Annotated in this window: 18 protein-coding genes; 9 read left to right on the forward strand and 9 right to left on the reverse strand. The window is 42.3% G+C overall.

Annotated features, from left to right (window positions below; translation table 11 throughout):
• Nucleotides 1–47 precede the first annotated feature (47 nt).
• From V7L07_RS10040 to V7L07_RS10055, 4 genes are all read left to right on the forward strand, one after another.
• Nucleotides 48–1277: a tetratricopeptide repeat protein gene (locus V7L07_RS10040; protein ID WP_335057352.1), complete on the forward strand. Its 1230-nt coding sequence runs from the start codon at nt 48–50 to the stop codon at nt 1275–1277.
• A gap of 55 nt (nt 1278–1332) precedes the next feature.
• Nucleotides 1333–2928 carry a uroporphyrinogen-III C-methyltransferase gene (gene cobA / locus V7L07_RS10045; RefSeq protein ID WP_442936040.1) on the forward strand — a complete coding sequence of 532 codons (1596 nt, stop codon included), beginning with the start codon at nt 1333–1335 and terminating at the stop codon, nt 2926–2928.
• A 151-nt stretch (nt 2929–3079) separates the two neighbouring features.
• Nucleotides 3080–3670, forward strand: a complete 591-nt coding sequence (gene coaE, locus V7L07_RS10050; RefSeq protein ID WP_335057354.1) for a dephospho-CoA kinase — start codon at nt 3080–3082, stop codon at nt 3668–3670.
• A gap of 239 nt (nt 3671–3909) precedes the next feature.
• Complete coding sequence (locus tag V7L07_RS10055; RefSeq protein ID WP_335057356.1) at nt 3910–4218, forward strand: hypothetical protein; 309 nt, start codon at nt 3910–3912, stop codon at nt 4216–4218.
• 352 nt (nt 4219–4570) lie between these two features.
• Here V7L07_RS10055 and V7L07_RS10060 read toward each other — a convergent pair whose 3' ends face one another.
• On the reverse strand, nt 4571–4936 hold the full coding sequence (locus V7L07_RS10060) for a DOPA 4,5-dioxygenase family protein (protein WP_334696944.1): 366 nt from the start codon (nt 4934–4936) through the stop codon (nt 4571–4573).
• A 275-nt stretch (nt 4937–5211) separates the two neighbouring features.
• Nucleotides 5212–5748 carry a universal stress protein gene (locus V7L07_RS10065; protein WP_335057409.1) on the reverse strand — a complete coding sequence of 179 codons (537 nt, stop codon included), beginning with the start codon at nt 5746–5748 and terminating at the stop codon, nt 5212–5214.
• Between the two features lie 580 nt (nt 5749–6328).
• On the opposite strand from V7L07_RS10065, the gene V7L07_RS10070 reads away from it, so the two are divergent.
• From V7L07_RS10070 to V7L07_RS10080, 3 genes are all read left to right on the forward strand, one after another.
• Complete coding sequence (locus V7L07_RS10070; RefSeq protein WP_335057358.1) at nt 6329–7468, forward strand: NAD(P)H-dependent flavin oxidoreductase; 1140 nt, start codon at nt 6329–6331, stop codon at nt 7466–7468.
• A gap of 14 nt (nt 7469–7482) precedes the next feature.
• Nucleotides 7483–8196, forward strand: a complete 714-nt coding sequence (hetL, locus tag V7L07_RS10075) for a heterocyst differentiation pentapeptide repeat protein HetL (RefSeq protein WP_335057360.1) — start codon at nt 7483–7485, stop codon at nt 8194–8196.
• A gap of 124 nt (nt 8197–8320) precedes the next feature.
• Nucleotides 8321–9106 (forward strand): class I SAM-dependent methyltransferase, encoded by a 786-nt coding sequence (locus tag V7L07_RS10080; protein ID WP_335057362.1) that lies wholly within the window; start codon nt 8321–8323, stop codon nt 9104–9106.
• 164 nt (nt 9107–9270) lie between these two features.
• On the opposite strand, the gene V7L07_RS10085 is transcribed toward V7L07_RS10080, so the two are convergent.
• The 4 genes from V7L07_RS10085 to V7L07_RS10100 all read right to left on the reverse strand — a co-directional run bounded on the left by V7L07_RS10085 (nt 9271) and on the right by V7L07_RS10100 (nt 13012).
• Nucleotides 9271–9678: a hypothetical protein gene (locus V7L07_RS10085; RefSeq protein ID WP_335057364.1), complete on the reverse strand. Its 408-nt coding sequence runs from the start codon at nt 9676–9678 to the stop codon at nt 9271–9273.
• A gap of 849 nt (nt 9679–10527) precedes the next feature.
• The gene (locus tag V7L07_RS10090; RefSeq protein WP_335057366.1) at nt 10528–10962 is read right to left on the reverse strand and encodes a CAAD domain-containing protein; all 435 of its coding nucleotides are present in this window, start codon (nt 10960–10962) and stop codon (nt 10528–10530) included.
• 186 nt (nt 10963–11148) lie between these two features.
• Nucleotides 11149–11610: a BON domain-containing protein gene (locus V7L07_RS10095; RefSeq protein WP_335057368.1), complete on the reverse strand. Its 462-nt coding sequence runs from the start codon at nt 11608–11610 to the stop codon at nt 11149–11151.
• A 142-nt stretch (nt 11611–11752) separates the two neighbouring features.
• Nucleotides 11753–13012 (reverse strand): histidine kinase, encoded by a 1260-nt coding sequence (locus V7L07_RS10100; RefSeq protein ID WP_335057370.1) that lies wholly within the window; start codon nt 13010–13012, stop codon nt 11753–11755.
• Nucleotides 13013–13440: 428 nt separating this feature from the next.
• Between V7L07_RS10100 and V7L07_RS10105 the strand changes: the two genes are divergently transcribed.
• Together V7L07_RS10105 and ilvD are read left to right on the forward strand one after the other, a co-directional pair.
• Nucleotides 13441–16563: an MFS transporter gene (locus tag V7L07_RS10105; RefSeq protein ID WP_335057372.1), complete on the forward strand. Its 3123-nt coding sequence runs from the start codon at nt 13441–13443 to the stop codon at nt 16561–16563.
• Nucleotides 16564–16709: 146 nt separating this feature from the next.
• Nucleotides 16710–18395, forward strand: coding sequence for a dihydroxy-acid dehydratase (gene ilvD / locus V7L07_RS10110; RefSeq protein WP_335057374.1), 1686 nt, complete (start codon nt 16710–16712; stop codon nt 18393–18395).
• 364 nt (nt 18396–18759) lie between these two features.
• Here ilvD and V7L07_RS10115 read toward each other — a convergent pair whose 3' ends face one another.
• The 3 genes from V7L07_RS10115 to V7L07_RS10125 form a co-directional block, all read right to left on the reverse strand.
• Nucleotides 18760–19269 carry a DUF2085 domain-containing protein gene (locus V7L07_RS10115; protein WP_335057376.1) on the reverse strand — a complete coding sequence of 170 codons (510 nt, stop codon included), beginning with the start codon at nt 19267–19269 and terminating at the stop codon, nt 18760–18762.
• A 41-nt stretch (nt 19270–19310) separates the two neighbouring features.
• On the reverse strand, nt 19311–21422 hold the full coding sequence (gene argZ / locus V7L07_RS10120; RefSeq protein WP_335057378.1) for a bifunctional arginine dihydrolase/ornithine cyclodeaminase: 2112 nt from the start codon (nt 21420–21422) through the stop codon (nt 19311–19313).
• 359 nt (nt 21423–21781) lie between these two features.
• Nucleotides 21782–23485: a DUF1565 domain-containing protein gene (locus tag V7L07_RS10125; RefSeq protein ID WP_335057380.1), complete on the reverse strand. Its 1704-nt coding sequence runs from the start codon at nt 23483–23485 to the stop codon at nt 21782–21784.
• Nucleotides 23486–23957: the final 472 nt, after the last annotated feature.

The raw sequence follows: 23957 nt of genomic DNA on the forward strand, positions 1-23957 counted from the left end.
AGCCGAACTTGATATTAAATGTCAACCAAGCAGGTAAGGTAAGAAAAATGCTGAGAAACAAGAATCTACTGGTAGCAGCTATTATCTGCTTGTGTTTGAGTAATGGAAATACTTCCTTTGGTAAAGATGTTGGCGTTGTTTTAGCAAAAATTCCCGACTCAGATCAAGCAGCACTTCCTCAGAACAAAAACGCAGTGGCTAAATTAGAGGAAGGAAATAATCTCTATAAACAAGGAGATTTAAAAGGAGCAGAGGCAGCTTTTCGGAAGGCGATTGAACTGCAACCAAACTTTGCACAAGCTTATATTGGTTTAGGAAATACTCTCGACGATCAAGGTAAACCACAAGAAGCGATCGCACAATACAAAAAAGCCATTAGCCTCGATCCTCAAGATTCTGGAGCATACTTTAATTTGGGTTTGACTTTAGCGAGAGTGGATCAATTAGAAGCAGCGATCGCACAATACAAAAAAGCTATAAGCTTTGATCCCAAGTATGCTGAAGCTCACTATAACTTAGGAAATGCTCTCTACGCTCAAGGTAAGCTCACAGATGCAATTACCGAATATACCCAAGCGATTAGCCTTAAACCAGATTATGCCCCAACTTACGCACGTTTGGGAAATGCTCTATACGATCAAGGCAAGCGAGAAGAAGCGATCGCACAATACAAAAAAGCTATAAGCTTTGATCCCAAGTATGCAGACGCTCATTATTACTTAGGAAACGCTTTGTACGCTCAAGGGAAACCAACGGAAGCAGTTGCAGAATATACAGCAGCCATTAGCTTCGATCCGAAAAACCCAGCAGGTTATAACGCCTTGGGAAATGCTCTATACGATCAAGGCAAGCTAGAAGATGCGATCGCACAATACAAAAAAGCTATAAGTTTCAATCCCAAGTATGCAGACGCTCACTATAATTTAGCAAGTGCTTTATACGCTCAAGAACAGTTACCCGAAGCCATCGCCGAATATACTCAAGCGATTCGCCTCGATCCGAAACATGCACAAGCTTACACGGGTTTGGGAAATGCGATGGACGATCAAGGTAAGCCACAAGAAGCGATCGCACATTACAAAAAAGCCATTAGCCTCGTACCCAATTATGCTTATGCTTACTATAATTTAGCCATCACTTTGGGCAGGCAAAAACAGCTAGAAGAAGCGATTTTAAATTTCAAAAAAGCCAGAGAGTTATTCCAAGCAGAAGAAAATAAGGAGATGGTTGAGCAAGTTGATCAGCTAATCCAAAAAATTAATACGCGAACGAATTGAATAAAGGGGATTGGGGATTGGGGATTGGGGAAGAAGAACTATTGACAAATGACAAATGATCGTGAATCAAGAAAGGGGGAAAGTCTATCTTGTAGGTGCTGGGCCTGGAGATGTGGCATACCTGACAGTAAAGGCTTACAATCTTTTAGCTGCTGCTCAGGTGTTAGTCTACGATGCTTTAGTAGATGCTCAATTATTGCAGTGCGTACCAGATAATTGCCTCAAGTTGGATGTTGGCAAACGCGGTGGTAAACCCAGTACAAGCCAGGCAGAGATTAACAAGTTACTTATAACGCACTGTCAGCAAGGTAAACAAGTTGTACGGCTGAAATCAGGCGATCCGTTGATTTTTGGGCGTTGTACTTCTGAAATTGAAGCGTTGAAAGCATCCGATTGTGATTTTGAACTGATACCAGGAATTTCCTCAGCCCTTGCAGCACCTTTGTTAGCAGGAATTCCCCTGACAGATCCGGTTTTAAGCCGCGCTTTTGCAGTATTGACAGCGCACGAACCAGAGGTTTTAGACTGGGAAGCACTCTCACGGTTAGAGACACTGGTAATTTTGATGGGAGGGCAGCATCTAGCAGAGATTGTAGATCAACTGATGCGGCACGGGCGATCGCACTTAACACCCATTGCCATCATCCGTTGGGCAGGAACTCCTAATCAACAAATTTGGACAGCGCAACTAGGCAATATTTTGGAACAAACTACCGGATTATCCCTTTCTCCGGCGGTAATTGTGATTGGCGAAGTTGTTGGGCTACGCAAGTACTTACAACCTGAGAAAATAGATTATCAGGATTCGACTACAGCCAAAACTTTTAGCCTCCCTGCTATGTCAAGCAACTTCTCCCGATCTCCCCTTACTGGTAAAATAATTTTGGTGACACGTTCAGTTAGCCAGTCGAGTCAATTTAGTGATCGCCTGATCGCATTAGGTGCAACAGTCATCGAAATGCCTACTTTAGAAATCGGCCCGCCTTCCAGTTGGGAAGCTTTGGATCGTGCGATCGCTCATTTATCTGACTTCGACTGGTTAATTCTCACTTCTACCAATGGCATAGACTACTTTTTTGAAAGGCTAAATGCCCAAGGTAAAGATACCCGTGCCTTAGCAGGTGTCAAAATTGCCGTTGTTGGTGAGAAAACAGCCCAAAGTCTCAAACAACGCTCTCTGCAAGCAGATTTTATTCCCCCCAATTTTGTTGCCGATTCTTTAGTAGAAAATTTCCCAGAGCAACTGGATGGTAAAACGGTTTTATTTCCCAGAGTTGAAAGCGGTGGAAGGGAAGTTTTAGTTAAAGAATTAACCATCAAGGGAGCAAAGGTAATAGAAGTTGCTGCATATCAATCTTGTTGTCCTAGTAGTATTCCACGTGCCGCAGAGTTAGCTCTGCAAAACCGCAAGGTAGACGTGATTACCTTTGCCAGTTCTAAAACTGTGCAATTTTTCTGTGAGCTTACTAACAATATATTTTCCCACAACTCTGATGCTAGCCAATTCTTAGAAGGCGTTTGTATTGCCTCTATCGGCCCCCAAACCTCCAAAACTTGCCATACTTTATTCGGACGTGTGGATGTAGAAGCTGAAGAATATACTTTAGATGGTTTAACCCAAGCACTAATCCTATGGGCGACAAATTCTTAGATGAGGGACTGGGGACTGAGGACTGGGGACTGGGTACTGGGGACTGGGAATCAAGGACAAGGGAGAATTATTGAAGAAGTCTCTTGCCAATCCCTAATCCCCAATCCTAATCCCTAATCCCCAATCCCCAATCCCTAATCCCCAATCCCCAATGCCTAAACGTATAATCGGCTTAACTGGAGGTATTGCCACAGGCAAAACCACTGTCACCAATTATTTAGCTAGCGTTTATAATCTGCCGATTTTGGATGCAGATATTTATGCTAGAGAAGCAGTATCTTTAGGTTCGCCGATTCTGGGTGCGATCGCTCAACGTTACGGCGAAAAAATTTTACTACCCGATGGCAGCCTCAACCGCCAAAAGCTAGGCGAAATTATCTTTAATCGTCAAGATGAACGCAACTGGATAGACAATTTGATTCACCCTGACGTGCGCGATCGCTTCCTCAAAGCAATTGCCCAGTCTTCCTCACAAATATTGGTGTTAGTAGTGCCTCTATTATTTGAAGCTGGGATGACTGATTTAGTTACAGAAATCTGGGTAGTGCGTTGTTCTCAAGAGCAACAACTACAAAGATTGATACAACGAAACCATTTAAATCGAGAACAGGCACAAGCTAGAATTAACAGCCAATTATCTATCGAAGAAAAAGTGGCTCATGCAGATGTCGTTTTAGATAACTACTCCACCCTAGAAGAATTACTGAACCAGGTAGATGTAGCCCTAAAAACCTACAACTAGATACTAAATATTATTTATATTAAAAAATATACATAAACAACATTTTCAAGATACAAAAATTTTATAATATTGTTAAGGAATAAACACTCATATCTCACAAAACTTTATCTAATAATTAGGTGGTTTTACAGTTGAATTTACGGTTAAAATTACCGTAACTTTAAGTAAGTTAGCTTTAATAAATTATCAGTTCTACTTTTTAATTTTTATTAAGTGCCTTCTCTTCAATTAGGATAGGTATGAACTTAAGTTTTAGTTTTTTAAATAAATTATCTTTGGTTATCTCTTCAGCAGCAAAATTAAAACAGAAGAATAAAATACACGATTACAGTCAACAAACTTGGGGGAGCGACTACGTATTTGAGCGCCTCAACGAAGGATTGATCGGCTACATGACTGGAATAGGGACAGGCATCAAACCCTGTGATCGCATTATTTTACGAGAAGGTTGTGAATCTTATCAATATCAAGTTGAAGAAATTGATTACTATTCCGATCCATCTGATATGTGGATAGCTTTACTCAAGCAAGTAAATAGGCAAGAATAACTATTTATTCTTGCCGATGCAGAACGCTACAATATTACATATCCCTTAGAAAATGACTCCTCTTGTAGAGATCACAAGAGGAGTCATTTTCCGCTAGACTTAACTTAAGGAGCGTGAATTAAATAAGATAGAAAACTTCATTCTGTCTCTAGCTTCCCTCTCCGCCCCCTGCCCCCTGCCTCTTCGTTGAGGGTGAGGTAAACCAGGGACATAAATTGTTTGTTATTTAATTCTTATTCCTAAGTATAGGCTGAAACTTATATTTATCAGGAAATTGGACTTGATTAATCACAATAGAAAAAGTTTCACGCCCCAGTCCAGAACTTTTACTCAATAAAGTAGGTTACTTCCCTTAATTAGATGAAGTTGAACTAACCTGTCGAAGAAACTCGGTATTCAAATCTAGCTTTTTTCCTAACCATAAAGAATGCTCCGTATGATCTGAGACAGCATCGCCTGTATTTGGGTGGACAAGAATATCCAATCCCTCACGATTGAGCATTAACCAAGGAACGACTTGAGCAAATTGATTAGGTAAGAAAGCAACTTGATACATCCCTTGTGGGTGGGGACCGATGGGGTGGTCAAACCAGCGTCCGAGTTGCACATCAAACCTAGCGCCCAATCCTTCACGTACACGCGCAGCTACATCCTGACTCGCAGTATCGAAGTAAACATGAGCGTGAAAACCAGCGATCTCTATAGTATCTTCTTTCATAGATCCACTTTTCGCTCTCAACTCTAAATTTTGGGTAGTGGACTTTTTCTTTCTTACTGAAAAAGCGATCAATCAATTATATCCCAATACCGTGCAGTTAAAGATAGATTGTGGAAATTTGACTCACAGAAGTTATCGATTGAAGTAATTAGTGGTCTGTCCCATTAATTTTGTTGGGCTGCTAGATCCCCGACAACTTCTGCGAAGTCGGGGATCTGAACACCACTAACCTCTCAAAACTTTTGAGACAGACTATTAGGCTGACAAAGTAGTATTTAGTTAACGCTGAAAGCACTTGTAGTTTCTTTGACAACCTCATCTATTTTAGGAGTAACTGAAAGATGTACAATATGCACTGAACAAGGAGCATGGTGAAGAACGTAATTACTCACACTACCGAGAAATAGTTCCATCAACCCAGAACGACCCCGACGCCCCATAACAATTAGATCAGCACCATAACTATGGGCTAAATCACAAACAACCCGGCCAGGATTACCAACATTTTGCGTAAATTCTGTAGTGATACCTGCTGTGTTAGCTTGAGCAGAGAAAGATTGCAACATCTGGATTCCTAGATTTTTGAAGGTATCCCACTGCTTTTGGTATAACTCAAAGCTTTGACTACTCAATCCTGGATAGTAGTCCATATTAGATAACATCGGTACGTAAGGACTACCCTCTTCTTCTGGAGATAGGACATGCAGTAGCATTAAACTAGCTTGTGTTAACTTTGCTAAACCCAACGCTTCATCAAAAACCTGTTGCCCTACTTCTGAGCGATCTAATGCAACTAGAATCTTTTTAAACATCATAATAGACCTCCGATTTTATTGGTAATTGGTCTTTACGGTTTCGGTTTTCCAGATATTGGATTGTCAATAACGATCAATCCCTCAACTATCTTTAGCGACTTTTGAATTTCAAATTTATAAGAAGAATTTAGAACTCAGGAGCGGAGCCGGAGACGCTCCGCCTCCAGTCAGAATGGGCTAAATGTGCCCTGCTACCGCTAACAGTATGAATTCTGTATGAGTGGGTGATAGCGCAGCGTTAACGAGTTCGCGGTAGCGAGTATTTTCGAGTCGCGTCTGAATATTGGTTAAAACCGTACTTCTTTCTCTACGAGACGCTACTGCGAGCCTCCCGTTATGCTAACGCCCCTAGTGGGCGAAAAAAATTAAAATATTCTCGCCTTAAAACTCTATCTATCACTTTATGGGTAGAGTATTCTGAATTCTGACTCCTGTTTTATTAAATGTTTTCGCTTCATATTTATCTTTATAACAAAAGAATTTGAGGAACTTGTGAGGAAAGCAATTTATTTATCTTTGATTATCAAGTGCTAAAATTACTCCACTGTTATTTAGTCAATTAAGGAAATATATTGTAATGACCTCCATCCTCCATCCCCTGCGGATTGGCAGACACATTGCCCGCTATCCCATTATTCAAGGTGCAATGGCAGTAGGGGTATCTGGTGCAAAGCTTGCTGGAGCGGTTGCCAATTCAGGTGGAGTAGGTGTAATTGCCTCACTGGGATTGGGGCTGCATTCTCCTGACTTTCAGCAACGCAAAGTCAGGAGCTTTTTTGAAGTTAATCGACTTGCTTTGATAGATGAACTTACCAAAGCCCGCGCTATTAGCCAAGATGGAGTAATCGGGGTTAATATTCTTGTTGCCACCAAAAATTATCCAGTGTTGGCTCAGACATCTGCTGCCCAAGGTGCAAATCTGATTATTACTGGAGCAGGATTGCCTTTGAATTTACCCAAATACACCGCAGAATATCCCGATGTGGCATTGGTGCCGACTATATCCAACTTGCTTGGGGGCCAGTTAATCTGCCAAACTTGGGAACGTGAATACAATAGACTACCCGATGCCTTGATTATCGAAAATTGTCAGCTAGTTGGAGGGCATTTTACGCAGTGCGAAGACATGAACTCTCCAGGATTCTCAATTGAGAGTGTGATTTCTCAGGTGCGAGACTATTTAGAAAAACAAGTGGGTGTGATGATTCCGTTAATTGTAACGGGAGGGATTTGCGATCGCACCGACATCGATTGGATGTTGGCAATTGGGGCAGATGGCGTACAAATCGGTACTCGCTTCATTACCACAGAAGAATGTGATGCCGATCAACGCTATAAAGACTACCATCTCAAAGCCTGTCCAGAAGATATTGTGACTGTACCCAGTCCTGTAGGAAAATTCAGCCGCGCTTTACATAATTCCTTTGCAGAGCAGGCAATAACTGACTCATCAACAAGGCTAGAACAGAGATGTATTGCCAATTGTTTAGAGGACTGTCTGTGTCGAGACGCTGGAAAAACTTATTGTCTTCTCCAAGCACTGGCTAAGGCTGCATGTGGAGACATAGAACATGGTCTAATTTTCTCTGGAGCCAATGTTAGGTACACTGAGCGAATTACGTCCGTCACAGAACTGATGGCAGAATTAACCCAGCCTCAAAAACCAATATTCTCCAACAGTTGTCCACAGGAAGAATGCGCTTCAGTTATAAATTAAAGGTTGTAATTATTATGGATGTAGATGAAATTCTCAAACGCTATGATACCGGAGAAAGAAACTTTCAGGGAGTAAATCTGCAAGAAGCAGAGCTAACCAATGCAAACCTCAGAGGTGCGGATTTTAGCAATGCCGATTTACGTCAGACACGGCTGGGTAAAACCAACTTTAACCAAGCATGTCTGCGGGAAGCAAACCTGAGTGAAGCGATCCTGTGGGGAATAGACTTAAGTGAAGCAGACTTGTATGGTGCTATTCTTCGTGAGGCTGATTTGACCGGTGCAAAGCTAGTTCAGACACGCCTAGAAAAAGCCAACTTAATCAAAGCTAGTTTATGTGGTGCTAATTTAAATAGTGCAAACCTCTCTGGTTCCCTACTATTTGAAGCAGATTTACGTCCCAGTTCCAATCAACGCACAGATTTAGGATATGCAGCTTTAACTGGAGCAGATTTAAGCTACGCCGATCTCAGAGCTGCTTCATTGCATCATGCAAATTTAGATGGAGCAAAGCTATGTCGGGCAAATCTGAGTCTGACAATACAATGGGGAGATTTAGCAACAGATTTAAGTGGAGCTAGCTTGCAAGGAGCAGATTTGAGCTATGCAAATCTAAATAGCGTTATTTTGCGAAAGGCTAATCTGCAAGGAGCAGACTTAACTGGAGCAATTCTCACTGATGTTGATTTCCAGGGAGCGATTATGCCCGATGGTACAGTTCATGATTGAAGTTTACTGTGTAAAGGAACAGGAAACAGAAGCAAATAGATATCTACTGAGTTTTTTCAAAAATCAAATACGATTTCTATATAATATATTCACTGTTTGAAGAATTAGTGAAAAACTTAAACAAATGGCTGTTTATGAGCAAATTGGCAAAGGCTATGATTTGACTCGTCGGGCTGATCCTGACATTGCTGCCCGATTAGCTGTTCACCTCCAAATCAAATCAAATTCCTCATATCTCGATGTGGGATGCGGCACAGGAAATTACACTCTAGCTTTAGCAAAACATGGTGGTATTTGGCATGGAATAGACCAGTCAAAGCAGATGATTGATGCTGCGAAGAATAAGAGTAATTTTGTAGCTTGGCAAGTTGCCGAAGCTGAAGCTTTACCTTATGCTGATGAGATTTTCTCAGGTGTGCTATGCACTCTAGCAATACATCATTTTGCTGCATTAACCCCTGTTTTTCAGGAGATTTATCGTGTGTTGATGGGTGGTCATTTGGTATTATTTACTGCTACACCAGAGCAAATGAGCCAATATTGGTTAGTCGAATATTTTCCAGAGGCTATATATAAATCTGCTGAACAGATGCCAAGTTTAGAAAATGTCAGATTTGCTCTCAATGAGGCAGGTTTTAATTCAGTAGATATCAAACCTTATTCTATTTCAGAAAACTTACAAGACCTATTTTTATATAGTGGTAAATATCGTCCTGAAATATATTTAGATGAAAATGTCCGCTCTGGAATTTCGACGTTTTCTTTGCTAGCTTCTGCGGATGAAATCACCGCCGGGTGTCAAAGGCTGGCAGCAGATATTAATACAGGACGCATCGCTGATATTGTCAATAAATATGAGAACAATCACGGAGATTATTTGTTTGTAATTGCCGATAAAGTAGTAAGTTGAGCTAATACATAAGGGACTGACAAATAAAAAAATATTCAATTACAGTAGTTTTCAGGTCAATAGCTGTAATTCTTGTGGGGTGGGCGACACGAAAGCCCAGTCAATATGGCGGGCAAAATGCCCACCCCACAATATTGGAGAATTTATCTCTTGGAGTTCCCTAATTAAATTACTCCTGGCCCTCTACCCCGATTGTCACTATTTTCTGTTAACTTGCCTTCTTCGTCCTGATTAATTTCACTGAGTTCTTCAATACGTTCTGCTCTATCTTCTGCTGCTTGTTGGCGTGCATCGCCTGGTTGTTCGTAGTAAATTTCTGGTTCAACTGCATAGTTGTTCAACAAACCTTCTTTATCCACAGTATAGCCATCAGTGGTGCGTATACTTTCTGGATCGGTTTGGTCATCGGTGGAGGCATCTGCCTTCCCTTCTTCTGTAGGGAGTGTTTTATACTTATTTCCTTCTCTTTCAATGCGGGCGGCTGTTTCTGCTGGGATAATACCGCGATCGTAAGTATCTACTTCAGCACGATCAGATGAATCTATACCTTTATTAACTGCTTCATTAGCCATAATTTATGTCCTCGTTAAAGAATCTATTAAATAACTTCAAGAACTAGATTAGGCTGTTTTTTATCTCCGAACTACTATCTTTAGAAGTGATTTAAAATTAAATATAATGTTATATTCTCTATCTTTTGAGGTATCAAAAAAATCATATTTAAGCAAAAACCACCATGCCCTGCTTTCCCGCCCTGAAATAAATTTCGGGCTAATAGCTTAAGTCCGTTGAAACGGACTGAAATCAGAGTAATCAGGAATGATGGGTTAGATCCCCTATTAACGTGAGTTCGACAAGTCTTATTTGACCTCTCCCCCAGCCCCTCTCCGTGTCGGAGAGGGGAGCAAAAAGCTTAATTTTTCGTTGCTCCTTCCGTTTCGGAGAGGGAGGTTGGGAGGGAGAGGTTCATCGAACTCACGTCCTATTAATTCGCCAACAGTCTCATTCCATTCGCGGCTATACAAACAAAACCCACCTCCGTGGGTTTCAAATTCTTTGAGTCCGCGTAGGCGGCCTACCCTTCTCCTTCGGAGACGCTACGCGAAAGGGTTCTCCAAAGGAGTACGTTTGTGTAGCCGCGATTTCTAATCGCCTGGTATATTTGCTTTCGTTGAGATGCTTCCCTACCTGACAGACTACTAGTACAAGAAGGCAAAAGTATAAAAGAAAGAATGCTTATTTTGTAAGCTTTCTGGCTATTTTAAATGGGTGGTTTATTTACACCGTGTTGTACTAGTGGTCTGTCCTATTAATCTTGTTGGGCTGCTAGATCCCCGACAACTTCTGCGAAGTCGGGGATCTGAACACCACTAACCTCTCAAAACTTTTGGGACAGACTGCTAGTTTAGTGTTCAGGAAATTTATTCACCCACAAACTGGTTTTTCAGGAATTGAATTTCAGCGGACAATTCTTGCCGAGTTGAAGCCTTCAGTAGATAGCGGGAAATAAACCAAGTGGCGTAACCAATTCCAACTAATTCAAAGAGGGGTGATAGTAGTGGAATGTCGTTGATTGCATCCAAAACTGCTAGCACTACCTTGGCTGTAACAATCGCCGCCAAAATTAAAGTAACAGTTATTAGAGGCTGCTTGTAGTCTTGAAAAAAGCTACTTAAGTATTGGGGCAGTTGCTCCAAAAATTGAGTAATTGGTCTGCTAATTTGTTGCCATTGAGATTCAGGTTCACGGGCTGGTGGTAACTTTGGCAAGTTTGCAGTATTACTACCTTCAAGTGCTAGCGTACCTGGTGAGAATGAAGCATTGATCAATTCTCGTTGCTGTTGTTCAGTTCCCATAGTTTTTGTTTGGGGCAATTACAATAGTTTGTATAACTGACTAATCGTAAATAAATAATAATTATTCGAGTCGTCAGTTGTCAATTCTTAATGGTCAGTTATAAGTATAACTGACCACTAATACTGAGTAAGAGTATTTAATTTTATTTATGCCTACCTACTCAGTTGGATTTTTTGTTAGCTTTCTTAGCTTTTTGGTGGGGCAACAGTTGCTTTAACAACTACACTTTTGACACCTTTAATTTGCTTCGCTAAAGTTTCAATTTTAGCTAATTCCTGTTGATTGTTGACAGTTCCGGCGACAGTCACAACACCACCATCTGCGGCATTAACTGTTAGTTGACCTTTGGGGATGTTAGCCTCCAACTTGGAGCGAACTTCACTTGCTAAGTCACCTTTAGCTCTTGTTGTATCGCCACCAGTGGTATTGTTGCGCTGTTCGCGGGCGCGAATATCCTCATTTAGCTGTCTTCTGCGAACTTCACTTTGTGCATCTTTTTGAGAAGCTTCTGTGGTCTTTGCAGTCGGTGTTTGGGGGGCTTCATTAGGATTATTGGGTGCAGATTCACTTGTTTTAGAAGCGTTATCACAAGCAGCAACACCAAACATTAAAAGGGTGCTAATTAAGAAGGGGGTTAGCTTTTGCATAGGTTTAATTCGCAATCGGAAGGTGAAATTTGTTGATATTTACGGCAGAAAAGAGGAGCAAGTTTTTTTAGTCAGGAGCAAAGTTTTCAATTTCTTTATCCTGCAATTTTGGGCAATGAGTTTGAGTGACAACTACTTTGGGTTAAAGTGCTTCATCACGACGATCAACAATAACTACGGCAGGATCGTTTCTATGAGGCTCTGCTGAGTAATTGGTGCGATCGCTATTATGCGTGACTTGTTCAAAACCTGGGCGAGGTTCACTAATCTCTGTGGCATCATAGATAGCAAATTCTTCAATACCTCGATGTTTGAGAATTGCTTCAGCTTGGTGGATTTCAGCTTCCGTACCATCGATAATTACTAAGTAGTCGCCTCTTTGGAAGCGATCGCTATATACTCTAGCTCTATCTTCAGGAATTCCCAAGCCAACGAGCGCACCAACAATACTCCCAGCCGCCGCACCGATGGCACCACCAGCCAATGTTGTTGCCAAAGCCGTTGCTACTGCGCCACCTGCAAGCACGGGCCCGATTCCAGGAATTGCTAAAGTTCCTAAACCAACTAATAAGCCAGTCAAACCGCCGACGACTCCACCTGTTGCTGCTCCAGCTTTTGCACCATCGTCTGCTTTATTACCTATACCAACATTTCTGTCTACATCTACGCCAGCGATCCCATGACCGTTTGTATCTTTGGCAATGATGGAAACTCTATCTAAAGAAAAACCCGCATCTCGTAATTCTGTAATTGCTACTTCTGCATCTCGGCGATGTGAAAATATCCCGATGGCACGTTTAGCGACACCACTATAAGCTGGTGTAGGAGTAACATAATCAGTGCCTACATTTGCCACATCTGGATTATCGAAAATGCCAAACTCTTCCACACCCCGCTGATGTAGAATTGCTTCGGCTCTGAGAATTTCTGCATCTGTGCCATCAAGAATCACTAAATAGTGTCCTCGTCTCACGCGTTCGTCGTAAACTCTGGCTCGTTCTTCGGGAATTCCTAAACCAATTAATGCACCAAGCAAACTACCTGCTACTGCACCAATACCAGCACCAGCAAGAGTTGTAGCTAGAGTAGTTGCTGCGGCTCCAGCTAACATAATTGGCCCAATGCCAGGAATTGCCAGAGTACCAAGACCGACTAATAAGCCAGTTAATCCGCCCAAAGCACCGCCTGTGGCTGCTCCGACTTTAGCACCTTCGTCAGATTTATCGCCGACGCGATCGCGCACTTCAGCCCCAGCAATATCATCTCTGTCCCCATCTTGGGTAATGACAGAAACTCTATTCATGTCAAAGCCGACTTTTTTCAATTCATGTAGTGCATTCTCAACATCTCGGCGATTAGAAAATACGCCTACACCGCGTTTATGTACAACACCTACAACCATTATTTTCTCTCCTCAGCAACAATTAATTATTCACAAATGTATAGCTTGTAATACCACCTATTAATACATTTTTAGTTCCCGTTTACATCAATCGCTTGGAAGAATTTTTATCTCTATCATTAGGCATAGGTGACTTTATCTAAATGGCTAAATGATTTTTAAGTATAAAAAGTTAAATATTGATTACTACTAGTTATCAATGACTGCTTTAAAAATATGTTACAAAATATTGCTTTTTTGATATTTTGTATTTCCATGAATTCCTAAAATTGCATTACTTAGTAAAAGAAAAATATTCTTTTGAGATACAACTTTTGGCAAACAAACCTACTACCTAAGAAAGTACCAGCGTAGATAACTGATAATTAAGCTGATAAATAAGCCATTTTCTAAATGGGTATGTAATTGAGCGCAAGTGAGAAAATCTTATGTTTCAAGGTGTTTTAACCATTTTGGGATGGAACTGGTTGCCTTTTGGATTAGAGCCTGTAAATTTAGCTCAGGAAATACTAACTCCAGAAAAAGCATCAGTTCTTTTTTCTGGATCTAAATTCTTAGTGGCAATGCTCGCTGGAGTTTCAATGGCATTTGCCTTTCAATTGTTACTCACAAACTTTTCAGTCGCAGTCGGAATTTCATCTTGGGAAATTGACTCTGATTCTGACGATGAGTCAGAAGGTTTGGGTAAGACTATTCGTAAAGTTCAAGCTAAAGCTGGTGCTTGGGCATTAATAACCGCGAGCATTGCATTATCTATTGCTTGTTTTTTAGCCGTAAAACTTAGCTTAATCGAAAGTGCATTTTTAGGAGCAATTATTGGTGTAGTCATCTGGTCTATCTATTTCTCACTAGTAATTTGGTTGGGTTCATCGGCGGTAGGTTCTTTAATTGGTTCTATATCTAATACTGTCACTTCAGGTTTTCAAGCTCTGATGGGTACAGCAAATGCTGGCATTGGTGCTAATGCGGCAAAAAAACAGTTAGTTTCTACTGCTGAAGAGATTACAGCCGCAGTCCGACGGGAATTAACTTCAGGTTTTGATTCTGAAGGTATTAAAAATACGCTCCAAAGTTCCTTAAGCTCTCTGCAATTACCAAAGCTGGATATTAAAGAAATACGCACTCAATTTGACCAGCTTCTTAAAGATACAGATTTACAATCTGTTGCCAATAGTGATTTACTGCAAAATATTAATCGCCAAACATTTGTTGATTTAATCAGCAGTCGTACAGATTTATCTAAAGAAGATATCAATGGCATTGCTGACCAATTTCAAGATGCTTGGCAACAAGCTTTGAATCGTAAAAATCCTACAGAACAAGTAATCAATTTACTTAAGTCTGCTACTCCTGAAGAACTGAATTCTGAGCAATTGGGTGAACGGCTTCAACAACTGGTTACATTGGGAGGCGGTAATGGCAATGGTGTAATTAAGCAAGCAATTCGATATGGTTTGAGTGCTGCTGCACCAGCAGTTATGGAGCGAGTCAATCTTTCTAATATCGATGTGAACAAAATTACAACTCAGTTGCAAAAGCTGAAAGAAAAAGTTCAAGATGTCGATGTCGATGAAATCACAGAACAATTCAAAAAGTTTAGAGAGCAAGCAACTGAGCAAGTATCTGCAAAATTACCAATATCACTAGAAAATGCAATTAAGGCAGATGTCGAAGACTACATATTGCATTCGTTCCCTTGGCACTTCAATCGAATTACTCTAGTAGATGAATTTAAAGAAGTCATCTATGACGTAAATGCAGATCCGACAACTGTGAGACGAGAGTTGGAAGAAATCAATCAAGAATATTTCACCAACTTACTAAAGCAGCGGGGTGATATCAGCGAAGCCAGGGTGAAAGAAATTTCTGAACAAATGGAAAGCGATCGCCTGGAAGTTTTAGAAACTGTCAAACAGGCCGGAGCGCGCGAAAAAGGGCAAGATTTCCGCAGCCGCATCGAAGATTATCTGCGTTCGACGGGGAAAGAAGAACTCAATCCTGAAGCTATTGAGCGGGATTTTGCTAAGTTGCTGGACGATCCACAAGCTGGTTTTGAAGATTTAAGCGATCGCTTTGGGCAATTCGATCGAGATACTTTTGTACAATTGCTCCAACAGCGTCAAGATATCAGCGAAGAGGAAGCTAATAATATAGTTAGTCAACTCGAAAGCAACCGCGATAATCTGTTGAATCGTGCTAGAGAATTGCAAGAACAAGCAAAAGCGAAAGCTGATGAACTGCGCCAAAGGGTTGAAGAATATCTGCGGAATACTAACAAAGACGAACTCAATCCCGAAGCTATCAAACGTGAGTTTAAAATTTTGCTAGACGATCCGCAAGCCGGAATTAGCCTGTTGCGATCGCGCCTATCACAATTTGACCGGGATACATTGGTACAATTGCTCAGTCAGCGTCAAGATTTGAGCGAAGAACAGGTAAATCAAACTCTCGATCAACTTGAAGCAGTCCGAGATAGTATTTTGCAAGTACCGCAGCAAGCGAAAGAACAGTACGAAAAAACCACAAAAGCGATCGCTGAATATCTCCGCAATACCAACTTGGAGGAACTCGATCCAGAAGGTATCAGAGGCGATTTGGAAAAATTACTCGACGATCCCAAAGCTGGAGCCTTAGCACTGCGCGATCGCTTATCTAATGTCGATCGAGAAACCTTAGTTAAACTTGTGAGTCAACGCGGCGACTTGAGTCAAGAGCAAGTTAATCAGATTATCGATCGCGCTCAAGATGCCATTGGTGATATCCTGAGAGCGCCACGACGTTTAGCCAAGCGTACCACTCAACAAGCTTTAGATTTTGAAGCCAATCTGGAAGAATATCTGCGTAATACCAACAAAGATGAACTCAACCCCGAAGGAATCAAACGCGATTTACAATTGCTGCTGTCTTCTCCCCGCGCTGGACTTGGGAATTTAAGTGATCGCGCCTCGAAATTTGACCGTTCGACAATTGTGGCGCTATTATCCCAACGGGAGGATATCTCAGAAGAAGAAGCTAACCGAATTGTGGATCAAATTGATTCTGTTCGTAGTTCTATTGTTGAACAATTCCAACAGATTCAGCAGAGAGTGCAATCAGTGCTGGATGGAGTTTTTGCCAAAGTTCGCAACTATCTCAACTCCCTGGATCGTTCCGAACTCAACTATGAAGGCATTAAACAAGACTTTGCGAAAGTCTTCGACGATCCCCAAGCTGGATTTGAAGCATTGCGCGATCGCCTCAGTCAATTCGATCGTGATACCTTAGTTGCTGTATTGAGTTCTCGTGAAGATATTTCTGAGGCTGATGCTAACCGCATAATTAGCCAAATAGAATCAGCGCGGGATAGCGTATTGCACCGAGCCGAACGCATCCAGCAAGAAACCCAAAAACGCTTAAAAGCAATTCAACAGCAAGCTAAAAAGCAAGCGGAAGAAACTAAAAAAACCGTTGCAAATGCTGCGTGGTGGATATTTGGGACAGCGATTACTTCTCTTGCGGCTAGTGCGATCGCCGGTGCGATCGCTGTGACTGGGATAATTCTACCTGGATAAAATATCTCTGTCATCTTCAATAGATTTTTTGTAAAAGTCACTAAACCCCACTCCTAAGCGATCGCTCTTAGAAGTGGGGTTCTTATCATGAGAAAATCAGATAATACAATCGCAATACAAGCGATGATGCCACGGAAGGAAAAAAAATGTCGGAGAATTTGAGAAGCCAAATTGTGACGCAAGGGGTGCAGCGATCGCCTAATCGGGCTATGCTGCGTGCAGTTGGTTTTAAAGATGAAGATTTCAATAAAGCCATTGTGGGCATTGCCAATGGCTACAGTACGATTACTCCCTGTAATATGGGGATAAATCAACTGGCGCTCATAGCAGAGGTGGGGATTAAAACTGCCGGGGCGATGCCGCAAGTGTTCGGCACAATTACCATCAGCGATGGGATTTCGATGGGAACTGAAGGGATGAAATATTCCCTAGTATCGCGGGAAGTCATTGCCGATTCCATTGAAACCGTCTGTACTGGACAAAGTATGGATGGTGTGATAGCGATTGGCGGTTGTGATAAAAATATGCCAGGGGCAATGCTAGCGATCGCGCGGATCAATATCCCGGCAATATTCGTTTATGGAGGCACGATTAAACCCGGTCACTACAACGGACGCGATTTAACTGTTGTCAGTTGTTTTGAAGCTGTTGGTCAATACAGTGCTGGAAAAATTGACGAAAAAGAATTATTAGAAGTTGAAAATCGAGCTTGTCCTGGCGCTGGTTCCTGTGGGGGAATGTTCACAGCTAACACCATGTCTTCAGCATTTGAAGCCTTGGGGATGAGTTTGCCCTATTCTTCAACAATGGCGGCAGAAGATGCCGAAAAAGCCGATAGCACCGAAAAATCAGCCTTTGTATTAGTCGAAGCGATTCGCAAACAAATCTTGCCTCGCCAAATTATCACCCGCAAATCTCTAGAGAATGCCATTTCTGTAGTCATGGCGGTGGGTGGTTCGACCAATGCAGTGTTGCATTTATTAGCGATCGCCCGTGCCGCTTATGTAGAGTTAACCATAGACGACTTTGAAACTATCCGCGGCCGTGTTCCCGTTTTGTGTGATTTAAAACCTAGTGGTAAATATGTCGCCACAGATTTACACAAAGCTGGTGGCATTCCTCAAGTAATGAAGATGCTACTTGTGCATGATTTATTACACGGTGATTGCCTTACCATCAGCGGTCAAACAATTGCAGAGATATTAGCAGATATCCCCGAAGAACCATCCGCCAATCAAGATGTGATTCGTCCTTGGAATAACCCAATGTATCCCCAAGGACATTTAGCCGTCCTCAGAGGTAATTTGGCAACAGAAGGGGCTGTCGCCAAAATTACCGGGGTAAAAAAACCAGTGATTACCGGGCCTGCACGAGTGTTTGAATCAGAAGAAGCTTCTTTAGATGCAATTTTAGCGGGTAAAATTCAACCTGGTGATATTCTAGTCATCCGCTACGAAGGGCCTAAGGGTGGCCCTGGGATGCGAGAAATGTTAGCTCCCACCTCTGCAATTATCGGTGCTGGTTTAGGTGATGCTGTGGCATTAATTACCGACGGACGTTTTTCTGGCGGTACTTACGGCATGGTGGTTGGTCATGTTGCACCAGAAGCAGCAGTTGGTGGTGCGATCGCCCTTGTAGAAGAAGGCGATAGTATTACTATTGATGCACCCGCTCGTCTATTGCAGTTGAATATATCTGAAGAAGAATTGGCGCGTCGTCGTGCCAATTGGCAACCTCCCGCTCCACGTTACACTAAAGGCGTGTTGGCGAAATATGCCAAATTAGTATCTTCTAGCAGTATTGGCGCTGTGACAGATTTGGACTTGTTTTAATTAACCTGACATAATTTCAACTGCCTACACTGTACAGTCCGGTACAGTGTAGGCTTATCAATATGTAGGTACTAACGCAAAATTAATTGAACATTTATTTAAGCTGGAATGACCTTGTGATAAGCATTTAAGACAATGCCAATATACAATTAATTTTGCACAGGTACTTAGCACCCATTTCAGTCGGGGTTTAAATCCCAATACGGTTCAGTTAAGGCTAAAATTCTTTTTTTAACGAACCGCAAAGGACGCAAAGGACGCAAAGGAAGAGAAGGAAGAGAAGCTTAACTGAACTGTATTGGTTTAAATCCTCGTCTGAAATGTCTTTAATTTTTAATTTTTAATTGTTAATTATGGGGATCTATTAAGTTTTAGCACCCCGCCACCCATGCAAGATTGGCATAGTAAACAATCCCCACGCCAAACCCGTAATTAACCCAAAAGGTGTAACCAGATAATTATTAAAATTCCACAAACCAAAAACTTGTGCTGCCAATTCCAAAGGATAAGCCATCATCAGCACACTTGCTAAAGCCACACCACTCCAGTCATACTGACTCAACCAGTAAAATCCCTTACCACCAGTTATCCCATGCAGCAGACGAGTAATCAGCAAACCCGTGACAGTGCCGTAGCAGCGCATACACACAGCCATAATAAACGGTGGTGCTAAATCTAACCCCATATCTGGTTGCGGACACACATGATTACCCATGAAGTAAATGATGTCCGCAATCCCAGGAAGCAAAGACACTCCAGACGCAGCCAAAAAGGGAGCGATAGGCGGGCCAAAAACCATCCCTACCAACAAGAAATCAGCAATCAAACTAACCCAATTAACCTGCAACTCTTCACTGAAAGCTACTCTTGTCATTTTCCTTTCTTCGCGCCCTTTGCGTCTTCGCGGTTCGTTTCTTAACCTACCTTATTCACATAAGGACTTGTCAACTTATCCAACTGCTGAATCAGCAGACTGAGAAATAATCCCACATCCGTCACCACACCCACCGATTCTACAGAACCGCGATCGCTTAACTTAGTCACCACAGCTGGATTAATATCCACACATACCATTTTCACACCCGCCGGGGTCATATTCCCCACGCCAATGGAGTGCAGCATCGATGACAACATCAAAATCATCTCCGCACCTTCTAAATATTTGGCATATTCCTCCTGTGCTTGAATCAAATCCATTTGGGTGTCAGGCAAAGGCCCATCATCCCGAATCGAACCCGCAAGCACAAAAGGTACATTATTGTGAACACATTCATACATCACGCCACTTTTAATTGCTCCCGCCTCCACAGCTTTCGGAATACTGCCATAACGGCGGATACTATTAATTACCTTCAGGTGATGCCGATGTCCACCACGGACGGCGACACCCCGCTTCATGTCCACACCCAAGGAAGTGCCCATGATATTTTGTTCGATGTCGTGAACTGCGATCGCATTCCCACCCAGCAACGCCTGTACATATCCTTCCCGAACTAGTTGCGCCAAGTGTTCGCCGCCACCAGTATGAATTACCACCGGGCCAGCCGTGACAACTACTTTACCACCAGCATCGCGGATTTTACGCAATTCCCAAGCCACTTGCTCAACGACTATTTCCACGCGCCGTTCGCTGGAAACTCCCGCCGACATAAAGCTGAATTCTTGAGTACTGCGGAGTTCCCGCGATTCAGTTTTGCGGATGGTGCGGATACCTAAAACGTCTACAATTACCTGTTCGCCAACTTTTAAATCGCGTAGAATTTTACACCGAGCAACTAAACCAGTGGGAGATTGAGTAATGGCGATCGCGCCATCCATCCGCTGATTTTCTACCTTCACCCACTGACCACTAATTCGCACTTCCGTGGGATAAATGGTACTGACATAGAAATCATCAGGCGCAACACCATCTTGGATTACCGGCTCCAGTTTGGCATCTCGCTCATCATGGGGTAAATCTACAGCACCCAAATCAATCAACATTGAGATGATTTCTTCCATCACCTCATGAGATGGTGCTGATACCTTCACCTCTGCGGCTGAGGTACTTTGCCGTTGTTCTCCCAAGTTGAAATTTAAAACTTGGAAGCTTCCCCCGGCATCTATAATCAAATCCAAAGCGCGGTTGATTAAGCCAGCATCTAGCAAATGTCCTTCCATGCGAATGACGCGGCTTTCTACCGAGACATTGGCATGAATTTCATCTCTAACTGGTTCTGTCACCCGCAGAGTTAAGCATTTAGCCGCACCACCAGCTTTGAGAAATTCCGTCAGCGGTGTTTCCAACACTTGGAAACCTACATCTGCAAGGCGGGTTTTCAAAGCATCACTCGCCTTGTTCATGATCACGATGTTATCCACATTCACTGTATTACAAGCGAAGTTGACTGCATCGGCTTCAGCAATGGCGATTCGCTTTTCTGGTGCGACTCGTATTTCAATTAAGCGGTTGGAGTAAGAATCAAAAGCACCGGGATAGTACAGCAAATAGCCATTTGTTAGGGGACAAAAGCAGGTATCCAGGTGATAGAAACGTTCGTCTATTAATCGTAGGGATAGCACCTCAATATCCAGCCATTTAGCTAGATAAGGGTGAGAATCTAATTCCGAGCGGAAACCGTATCCCGCCCATAACCAGCGTCCTTCCCGATCTAGCAGTGCGTCTCCTGCTCCCTCAAAGGGTAAATCTTTGGGAAGTTCATTGACTGTATAACCATTTGCCTCAAACCATTGCTTGAAGAAAGGCTCCTCGCCCTGACGTTCTTTGTGCAAAAAGCGGCTGAGAACGACATTATCACCTAGAACTAAGCCAGCGTTGGCAGTAAAAACCAAATCAGGCCAGCCTTTTTCTGGTGGTACTAAGTCTACAATGGCGTGTTGTTTGAGGATTTGATGTAGTCCCTGCCACTGTTCCACGGCGCGATCGCGCGATGATTTGTGAATATTCCCTTCCATCCAAGGATTAATCACATAATCTACATCGTAGTGGTCAGGAGGGCACATTAAAAAGCGAATCCGGGAAGTCATAAAAATCTTAGCGTTTTATATGCTACAAGCTTACTTTGAATACAGATTTTTTTTCTCTACAGGTAAAATCTGCTACTAGAGCTTCTATCTTTTGATAGACTTTACAAAGCCTTCGTGATCAATTCTATTACTGGAAGACGGTAATAATACTAATTCAAAATTCAAAATTCAAAATTCAAAATTAATAAAACCTGCTTTAATCTAGATTGTCAGGAAAGTGGGGCAAGTAAAAACACCATTAAAAGCAGCAAATATTGGTAGCGATCGCGTCCTTTCCTCTTCCTTATCCTTTATATAACAAGGGATTGGGAAGGGGACAAGGGTAAAACTTGTCCCCTTCCTAATCCCCAATACCGAGTTCAAGCAGTCACGATATAAGACGAGTTGATCGCTGCTACACGCCCAGCATCCACCAAAGCTTGATACACGATCGCCGCTACCTCACCACGCGTAGCATCGCGGGTAGGATTAAGTTGTTTTAGGTTTGGGTAATTGACGATAATTTCCTTGTCTATAGCTTTTACTACCTCATCCTTGGCATATTCAGGAATTTTGGCTTGGTCATCGAAAACTTTGATACTTGCCGTACCATCGCTAGATAGCCCCAATCCATTCACTAGGGAGACAATCACTTGCACGCGCTGGATGTTTTTGTTGGGGCCAAAGGTATTATCGGGAAAACCAGAGAGAAATAAACCTTGATATGCCTGCTGAATTACCTTGGATGCCCAAAAGTCTGCTGGTACATCTTTGAATTTGCTTGCTGCACGATTTGGCGATGGGTTGAAAGCTTTTACCAATAATGCCGCGTATTGTGCGCGTGTCATCGTTGCATCGGGCTTAAATGTGCGATCGGGAAAACCATTAATTATCCCCAATTTGACTAATTCCCGAATAAATCCACCTGCCCAATGATTCGCAATATCAGTTAATTCGATTGTAGGCGTTGGGGTTGGAGTTGTTGGAGTTGGAGTTGTTGGAGTTGGAGTTGTTGGGGTTGAATTTGTTGGAGTTGGAGTTGCTGGGGTTGGAGTTGCTGGGGTTGAATTTGTTGGGGTTGGAGTTGCTGGGGTTGTTGGGATTGGAGTTGTTGGAGTTGTTGGGGTTGAATTTGTTGGGGTTGAATTTGTTGGGGTTGGAATTGTCGGTGTTGGAGTTGTCGGGGTTTGAGTTGTTGGTGTTGGCGTTGGAACCGGACTATCTGCAAACTCTATGTTTCCGGTGACTTTAGACGCATCTATTTTATTTCCTAGAGAAACCAGCTTGTTAGAACTGGCATTTTGCAAATCAAATTTACCATTATTGCGTAGAGTATTACCCCCTGGATTATTGTTACTGCCGATATCCGGGAGAGCAGTTCCAATTACTGTGATACCATCATCAGTGTTATTTTCACTGACATTATTACGTAATACGGGACGAGCGCTACCAGAGATGACAATCCCAGAACGGTTTTCATAAATTCTATTATCTCGAAGGATAGGTGATGCAGTATCACTAATGGCAATGCCAAAACCTGTTTTGGAGTAGGTATTATTTTCAATTTGACCTTTAGAATTTTTAGCGATCGCAATTCCATTAGCTGCATTATCACTGAACACATTACCTAGAACAACTGGATTAGCATCGCCTGTAGCAAATACGCCCTCCCGCTTATTATTGATGAAGGTGCTATTAGCAACAGTTGGGGCAGTTGATTCAATCCAGACACCACTACCACGGCTAGCTAGATTTGTTACAGTCACTCCCCGGAGTTCGGCTTTGTCCAGCAACACAAATGTGACATTCTGACCAGCAAAAGTACGGCTTAGGTAGTTACCACTTCCCTCAATCAAAATACCATTACCTTTGTTGGTTTCATTCCCCACCACTGTTACACCAGATGCAACCGTTAGCGGAAACACTTCACCGCTAGCAGCATTGTAATTACCATCTGCTAGTTGAATCTTGGTATCAACAGTAGCGACCTTGAGGGCTTGCGTAATCGTTTTGAAGGGGGCTTGTTGACTACCAGCGTTGGTATCGCTACCTGATGCTGGATTTACGTAAAAAGTTTGAGCCATATTTATACTTTAATAAAATACATAGCTATCCTAGCGCTAACCGTGAAAGCGGGTAGCGTTTGATGCGTTAAGTAACTTAAAGTACTTCTCACTGCAAAGTTAAAAACTTATGCAAAAGCATAAGTATAAATTTTTATTCTCGCAAAAGCTATTAAAGAAGGATAATCTGCAATACCTCTTTTAGGGAACGAGAATCTATTAAGCTCAAAAACATCTAATTTACATAATCGAATTAAACATAACTCTTGTGGGGTTGACATCTTGCCCGCCCAGCTTATGCAATTTAAATATGGAACAGCTTAGTTGTCATCTCAAAATGGAAGGTTGGCTCCAACTTTGGCTGTTAATGCTATTGTGGAAACTTGAGCATCCCATGTCGTCCCCCACTCTGTCACTCTTGTCTCACTGTGACATTCCCTATATATCAACTCTTCAGAACTTTTCTGCACCACTAAGCAAAAAGCCTTTCTTC

The organism is Nostoc sp. (assembly GCF_036916985.1).
Lineage (GTDB): Bacteria > Cyanobacteriota > Cyanobacteriia > Cyanobacteriales > Nostocaceae > Nostoc.

What these genes read in the sequence shown, in the direction of transcription:
- V7L07_RS10040 (WP_335057352.1), top strand. Translation starts at nt 48, where the DNA reads ATGCTGAGAAACAAGAATCTACTGGTAGCAGCTATTATCTGCTTGTGT.
- cobA (WP_442936040.1), top strand. Translation starts at nt 1,333, where the DNA reads ATGATCGTGAATCAAGAAAGGGGGAAAGTCTATCTTGTAGGTGCTGGG.
- coaE (WP_335057354.1), top strand. Translation starts at nt 3,080, where the DNA reads ATGCCTAAACGTATAATCGGCTTAACTGGAGGTATTGCCACAGGCAAA.
- V7L07_RS10055 (WP_335057356.1), top strand. Translation starts at nt 3,910, where the DNA reads ATGAACTTAAGTTTTAGTTTTTTAAATAAATTATCTTTGGTTATCTCT.
- V7L07_RS10060 (WP_334696944.1), bottom strand. Translation starts at nt 4,936, where the DNA reads ATGAAAGAAGATACTATAGAGATCGCTGGTTTTCACGCTCATGTTTAC.
- V7L07_RS10065 (WP_335057409.1), bottom strand. Translation starts at nt 5,748, where the DNA reads ATGTTTAAAAAGATTCTAGTTGCATTAGATCGCTCAGAAGTAGGGCAA.
- V7L07_RS10070 (WP_335057358.1), top strand. Translation starts at nt 6,329, where the DNA reads ATGACCTCCATCCTCCATCCCCTGCGGATTGGCAGACACATTGCCCGC.
- hetL (WP_335057360.1), top strand. Translation starts at nt 7,483, where the DNA reads ATGGATGTAGATGAAATTCTCAAACGCTATGATACCGGAGAAAGAAAC.
- V7L07_RS10080 (WP_335057362.1), top strand. Translation starts at nt 8,321, where the DNA reads ATGGCTGTTTATGAGCAAATTGGCAAAGGCTATGATTTGACTCGTCGG.
- V7L07_RS10085 (WP_335057364.1), bottom strand. Translation starts at nt 9,678, where the DNA reads ATGGCTAATGAAGCAGTTAATAAAGGTATAGATTCATCTGATCGTGCT.
- V7L07_RS10090 (WP_335057366.1), bottom strand. Translation starts at nt 10,962, where the DNA reads ATGGGAACTGAACAACAGCAACGAGAATTGATCAATGCTTCATTCTCA.
- V7L07_RS10095 (WP_335057368.1), bottom strand. Translation starts at nt 11,610, where the DNA reads ATGCAAAAGCTAACCCCCTTCTTAATTAGCACCCTTTTAATGTTTGGT.
- V7L07_RS10100 (WP_335057370.1), bottom strand. Translation starts at nt 13,012, where the DNA reads ATGGTTGTAGGTGTTGTACATAAACGCGGTGTAGGCGTATTTTCTAAT.
- V7L07_RS10105 (WP_335057372.1), top strand. Translation starts at nt 13,441, where the DNA reads ATGTTTCAAGGTGTTTTAACCATTTTGGGATGGAACTGGTTGCCTTTT.
- ilvD (WP_335057374.1), top strand. Translation starts at nt 16,710, where the DNA reads ATGTCGGAGAATTTGAGAAGCCAAATTGTGACGCAAGGGGTGCAGCGA.
- V7L07_RS10115 (WP_335057376.1), bottom strand. Translation starts at nt 19,269, where the DNA reads ATGACAAGAGTAGCTTTCAGTGAAGAGTTGCAGGTTAATTGGGTTAGT.
- argZ (WP_335057378.1), bottom strand. Translation starts at nt 21,422, where the DNA reads ATGACTTCCCGGATTCGCTTTTTAATGTGCCCTCCTGACCACTACGAT.
- V7L07_RS10125 (WP_335057380.1), bottom strand. Translation starts at nt 23,485, where the DNA reads ATGGCTCAAACTTTTTACGTAAATCCAGCATCAGGTAGCGATACCAAC.